General features: G+C 75.8%; 2 protein-coding genes. Both read left to right on the top strand.

What is annotated here, in order from left to right; all coding sequences use genetic code 11:
* Nucleotides 1-119 precede the first annotated feature (119 nt).
* Nucleotides 120-3,218 carry an MG2 domain-containing protein gene (locus tag FL311_RS40610; protein ID WP_141333001.1) on the top strand — a complete coding sequence of 1,033 codons (3,099 nt, stop codon included), beginning with the start codon at nt 120-122 and terminating at the stop codon, nt 3,216-3,218.
* On the top strand, nt 3,215-5,635 hold the full coding sequence (locus tag FL311_RS40605) for an alpha-2-macroglobulin family protein (RefSeq protein WP_194869582.1): 2,421 nt from the start codon (nt 3,215-3,217) through the stop codon (nt 5,633-5,635). Before FL311_RS40610 ends, FL311_RS40605 begins: the two co-directional genes overlap by 4 nt.
* The last annotated feature ends 53 nt before the right edge of the window (nt 5,636-5,688 follow it).

Below are 5,688 nucleotides of genomic sequence, written 5' to 3'. Positions count from 1 at the left end.
GGGGGGCGACACGGGCATGGAGCGCTCGACGCTACCGCATGGGTGCCGTGTACGCGAAAACGGACGCTGGGAACGGTTTGGGGGTTTCCCGGCGTACAGTAGGGACTCGGGGAGGATGCATGACAGAGCGGTTGCGACGCCGTCCATGGCTGACGGGGGGCCTGGTGGCGTTCCTGCTGGTGGGCCTGTGGGCCTTCACGGCGTGGGACGTGTGCGTGTCCACGTGGATGCTGCGAGGCGTGAAGCTCGCGCGCTGTCCGGTGGGGACGCTGCGTCAGACGGTGAGCCTGGGTGCGCAGGGACTCGGTCGGAACCTCCCTGGCGAGGTCTTCGCGTGGGCGGACGCGCACGGCGTCGACTCGCGGGGCGAGCGGCTGACGGCGCGGGTGCGGCGCGGCTCGGTGGCGCTGTTCCTGGTGGACGCAGAGGGCAAAGAGACGCCGCTGACGCCCGAGAAGGACGGCCCCTGGAAGCGGGCCGACGGTGAGGTGTCACGGGCCACGGTGAAGCTGCCCGACGTGCCGGATGGTGACTACCGGCTGAGCGCCCGACTCTCCACGCCATTGGGCGAGGACACGGTGGAGATACCGCTGCCGCTCTATGCGCCCGCGGTGGCGCACGTGCTGACGGACCGGCCGCTGTACGAGCCCGGCAACGAGGTGCGCTTCCGCGCGGTGGCGTTGCGCGCGAAGGACCTGGCGCCGCTGGATGGGCGGCCCGGGACGTGGTTCTTGAAGGACCCCTCGGGTGAGGTGGTGCTCGAGGAGCGTGCCCCCGCGGGGCCGTGGGGCGTCGTCGCGGGAGGCTTCCCGCTGGACCGGGGCGCGCCCACGGGAGCGTGGACGGTGGAGTGGGCGAGCGGCGAGACGGTGGCCCGCGCGCAGTTCATGGTGAAGCCGTTCACCCTGCCGCGCTTCCGCGTGGAGGCGCGGAGCCCCCGCCCCTACTGGCGCGCGGGCGACGTGCCCCAGGTGGAGGGACAGGTGGTGTACGCGTCCGGCGCGCCGGTGGCGGACGCGGAGGTGGAGCTGTCGTGGGACGTCTCGGGCGCGTGGCCGCCGCCCCCCGAGTGGGGCGCTGGCGGGCTGCCAGGCCAGGCGCGCACGGACAAGGCGGGCCGCTTCCAGGTGACGCTGCCGCGCGTGCCGGAGGACCTGCGGGGCCAGGCGCGGCTGTCCGCGAGCGTGGTGGCCAAGGACGCGGCGGGGGACCGCGTCGCGAGCGGCGTGTCGTTGCTGCTGTCCGAGGACGCGCTCGCGGTGTCGTCGGTGACGGAGCTGGAGGACGGGCTGGTGGAGGGCTTCAGCAACCGCGTGTACCTGCGCGCCACCACGCCGGACGGGCGGGTGCTGCCGGGCGCGGAGCTGACGGTGACGCGCGCGTGGGACCCCCAGGACGAGGGCGTGCGGGGCGTGACGGACGAGGACGGCGTGGCGGCGTTCCAGCTGGACCCGGGCCCGCCCGTCAACGTGGTGGTGCCGCCGATGCCGGTGCGCCGCCCGCCGCCGGCGCCGTCGGTGACGCTGACGGAGGTGCGCAGCCTCCTGGAGGAGGACGGCGAGGAGTCGCTCCAGGACCGCGTCGCGGTGGAGGCCTGGCTGCCCGCGCTCCTCCCGTGCGCGCGCTTCGTGCTGCCGGAGGACCCGGTGCGCGAGGTGCCGCTGGCCGTGCGCGTGGGCACGGGCGGCGCGGTGGTGGACGTGGTGGGTGCGAACGACGCGCTGTCCCGGTGTCTGGCCCAGGCGGTGCGCACGCGTGCGCTGCCGGCGGGGCGTGAGCGGATGCTGGCCCTGAGCCTCGAGGTGCTGGACCCGGGGCTGCCGTGGGTGGAGCTGGCGGTGCATCCGGCCTTCGGCACCGCGACGGCGTTGATGGACTCGCTGGGCACGGCGGCCCGGGATGCGCGCGCCTGTGTGTCCCCGACGCAGTCCACGAGCAGCCTCTTCCCGATGTCGCTCACCTGGAGGTTGGGTGCGAAGGGCGCGCTGACGACGTCCTGGTCCTCGCGGCCGTGGGTGAAGAGCGAGCTGGGGGCGTCCACGGTGGCGTGCATCCAGGACCGCTTCTCGCGGCTGAAGGTCTCCGCGTCCGCCTTCGGCTCCGGTGAGGACGCGGGGCTGGAGGCGATGGGCATCGCCGAGCTCACCGTCCACCCCGCCGGAGGCGAGGGGGAGGACGACGGCGAGGGACAGGCCACCACCTTCCTGGGCTACGAGCTGAAGGTGGTCGCGAGGGTGGAGGGCAAGCCGGTGGGCGACACGAAGTGGCTGCTGCGCCCCGCGAGCCTGCCGCCCTTCCGCCTGCGCGCGACGCCGGTGCTGGCGCGCGGTGGCGACGAGGTGCGCATCGACCTGATGCGCGGTCCGTCCTTCCAGGGGAAGCTGCCCGAGGAGCTGCGGCTCCAGGCCGGCAAGCAGACGCTGGTGACGAAGCTGGAGAAGGGCGCCACCTCGGCGCGCTTCCGGCTGCCGGACGACTTCGAGGGCTGGGCGGAGGCCGAGTGGGCGGGGACGCGGGCGCGGGTGTACGTGGCGCCTCGCGCGCGGCTGTCCGTGGAGGTGTCGCCGGAGAAGCCGGCGTACGCGCCCGGGGACCTGGCGCGGCTGCTCGTGCGCACGCGGGTGGATGGCAAGGACGGCCCGGCGGCGGTGGGCCTGGTCGGCGTGGACGAGACGCTGGGGCAGCTGGTGCCGCTGCCGGGGGGCGACGCGCTGGCGAGCCTGCGTCCCGCGCCGGCGGTGTCCTCGCCCGCCTTCGGAGTGCTGGATGGCATCGCGCTGGCGCAGGGGCGCATCCGGGGCTCCAACGCGGCCGCCGCGGCGCTGCTGCGGGTCAGCTCGGTGCCCACGCTGGTGGACACGGAGACGCGGGTGCGGGGCCTGCAGGTGGGCGAGTTCGACCCGGACGTGGAGCTGACCGAGCCCTTCTACACGGTGCTCGGGGAGCTGCACGCGCGGGTGCGTGAGTGGGAGGAGAAGGCGCCCGAGGGCGAGACGCTGGCGCCCGAGGGCCTGGCGAAGCTGTGGGCCCAGGCGCTGTCGGCGTGCGAGGCGCGCGGGGAGAAGGTGACGGATGCGTATGGCCAGCGGCTGCGGTTGTCGCGGCTGCCCCCGGCGCTGCTGGAGCTGACGGACCCGCGCGCGGTGGTGTCGCGCGGGACGCGGCTGCCGGAGGACGTGGAGAACTGGAACGCGTGGGTTGCCCGGGAGGCGCCATGAAGCGCACGGTCATCGTCGGAGTGGTGTGCTTCATCGCGGGCGTGGTGGCGGTATTCGGGGCGCTCTTCGCCGCACGGCCGCTGATGGGCATGTCGGCGGCCGCGCTGAGCGGCTCGGCCGAGCCGGAGATGATGGTGAGGCTTCAGTCGCCGATGAAGGCCCAGGCCGCCCCGGCGCCCATGGAGGCGTTGGCCGAACCGGTGATGGAGGAGGTGGAGGGCGGTGCCCCGGGCGCCGTGGCCGTCGGCGGCCTGGACGATGCCTTCGGCGCGAAGAAGAAGGGCGCCTCGCGAGGGGGCCCGATGAAGGACGAGGCCTCGCCCCAGGCCGAGGGCGCGCCGAGCCGCGCGTGGTTCCCCGAGACGTTCCTCTTCGAGCCGCTGGTGGTGACGGACGACTCCGGCGCCGCGACGCTGCCGGTGCGCGTGCCGGACCGGCTCACCCGCTGGCGGGTGCTGGCGCTGGCGCACTCGCGCTCGGGCGCGCAGGCCGGCGCGGTGACGAGCTTCGCGGGCACGCTGCCCACGTACGTGGACCCGGTGGTGCCGGCCTTCCTGCGCGCGGGGGACACCGCGCGGGTGCCGGTGCAGGTGGTGAACACCACGGAGTCCGCCGTGGAGGCGCCGCTGAAGGTGGCCGCGACGGGCGCGGTGGTGGAGGGCGGCCTTCGCACCGTGCGCGTGCCGGCCCGGGGCAGCGTGGTGGAGTACGTGACGGTGCGCGTCTCGGGCCCCGGGCCCGTCGCGGTGCGCGCGTCGCTGGGGGACGCGGACAGCGTCGAGCGGCCGCTGGAGGTCTGGCCCACGGGGCGGCCGGTGGTGCAGACGCGCAGCGGCACGCTGGCCACGCCGCGCACCCTGTCGCTCACCGGCCCCGCGGACGCGCAGGAGGGCAGTGAGCGCGTGCGGCTGCAGGTGTACCCGGGCGGCCTCGGCGTGCTGCGCTCGGAGCTGTCGTCGGCGGGCGCGCGCGAGAGCGTGGAGGACGTGGCGCACGCGCTGCTGCTCGCGGGCAAGGCGCCCGAGCTGCTCACGGCGCTGGGCGAGCCCGACGCGGCGAAGGTGGTGCGCTCCGCGCTCTCGCCGAGCCAGGGCCGGGTGGCGATGCCTCCGCAGTCCTCGGGAGGGCTGGTGGACGCGGAGTCGATTCGTGTCCTGGTGGCGCGGGCCACGCAGCGCGCGCTGCGGATGTCGCGCACGCCGGACGTGGTGGCGGGGACGCTGCTGGTGGAGGGCGCGCTCGCGCATCCGGACAACCCGGTGCTGGCGCGGCTGGGCGAGCGGCTCGCGGGCTGGGTGGCGCAGGCGCAGCGGCCGGACGGCACGTGCCAGGGCGGTGAGGGCTGGACGCTCCAGCGGCTGCTGGTGGCCACGGCGGACTGCGCGCGCGCGGTGGTGGCGGCGTCGGGGAGCCCCGCGGGACGGCGGCGCGCCTCGCGCTTCACGGCGCTGGCGGAGGGCGCGCTGGAGCGCAACCGGACGCACGTGAAGGACGGCTACACGGCGGCGGCGCTGCTGTCGAGCGGCGTCGTGAAGGGCTCGCTGCGGGAGGCCCTGCGGGCGCAGGTGCGCGACGCGCTGAAGAAGCGCGAGGACGGCGCCGTGTACCTGCCGGTGGAGTCCGGCGTGGTGGCGGCGAGCGGCGAGTCCCCCACCGAGGCGGAGGCCACGGCGCTCGCGGTGCTGGGCCTGGAAGGAGACCCCCAGGCGCCCCTGGCGGACCTGGGCGCGTCGCTGCTGTCCGGCTACGCGCCGTCGACGGGCTGGGGCAGCGGCCGCGCGAACCGGCTGGCGCTGCGGGCCGTGGTGGCGCTCTTCAAGGAGCCCCTGCCCGCGCGGGTGCGGGTGGTGCTGGATCGCGACGGCCAGGCGGTGACGGAGGGCACCTACGACGCGAAGGCGCTGCGCGAGGTGCTGGTGATGGAGGCCCCGGCGACGGGCTCCGCCGGAGCGCACGCGTGGACGGTGCGCGCGGAGCCAGCGGTGCCGGGGCTGGGCTTCGCGCTGGCGCTGTCCGCCGCGGTGCCGTGGGCGAAGGAGGACGCGCGAGGGCTGGAGCTGGCGGTGGCCTCGCCCCAGGAGGCGAAGGTGGGCCAGCCGGTGGAGGTGACGCTGCAGGCGACCACGCCCTCGGGGCTCGCGCTGGAGCTGCGGCACGGGCTGCCGGCGGGGGCGCAGGTGGACGCGGCGAGCCTGGATGCCCTGGTGGCCTCTGGCAGCGTGTCCTCCTGGACGTCCGAGGACGGCGCGGTGACGTTGAAGCTGCCGCCGCGCGGTCCGGGGACACCCTTCCAGGCGCGCTTGCGTGTCATCCCCACGCTGGCGGGCACACTCCAGACGGGCGCGTCGTCGCTGCGCGTGGAGGCTCGGCCGGACCTGGTCTCCTACGTCCCTCCCGCCACCTGGGCGGTGCGCTGAGACCGGTGTCCGCGTGGACTCCCGGCCCCGGACCCCAGGGGCTGGGGCTGGGG

It is taken from the genome of Myxococcus sp. AB025B (assembly GCF_006518215.1).
In the GTDB taxonomy this organism is placed as follows: domain Bacteria; phylum Myxococcota; class Myxococcia; order Myxococcales; family Myxococcaceae; genus Myxococcus; species Myxococcus fulvus.
The sequence above is the reverse complement of the archived record's forward strand: the minus strand, read 5'-3'. Positions and strand labels throughout refer to the sequence as shown.

Coding starts and splice junctions, on each gene's coding strand:
- FL311_RS40610 (WP_141333001.1), top strand. CDS start 120: ATGACAGAGCGGTTGCGACGCCGTCCATGGCTGACGGGGGGCCTGGTG.
- FL311_RS40605 (WP_194869582.1), top strand. CDS start 3,215: ATGAAGCGCACGGTCATCGTCGGAGTGGTGTGCTTCATCGCGGGCGTG.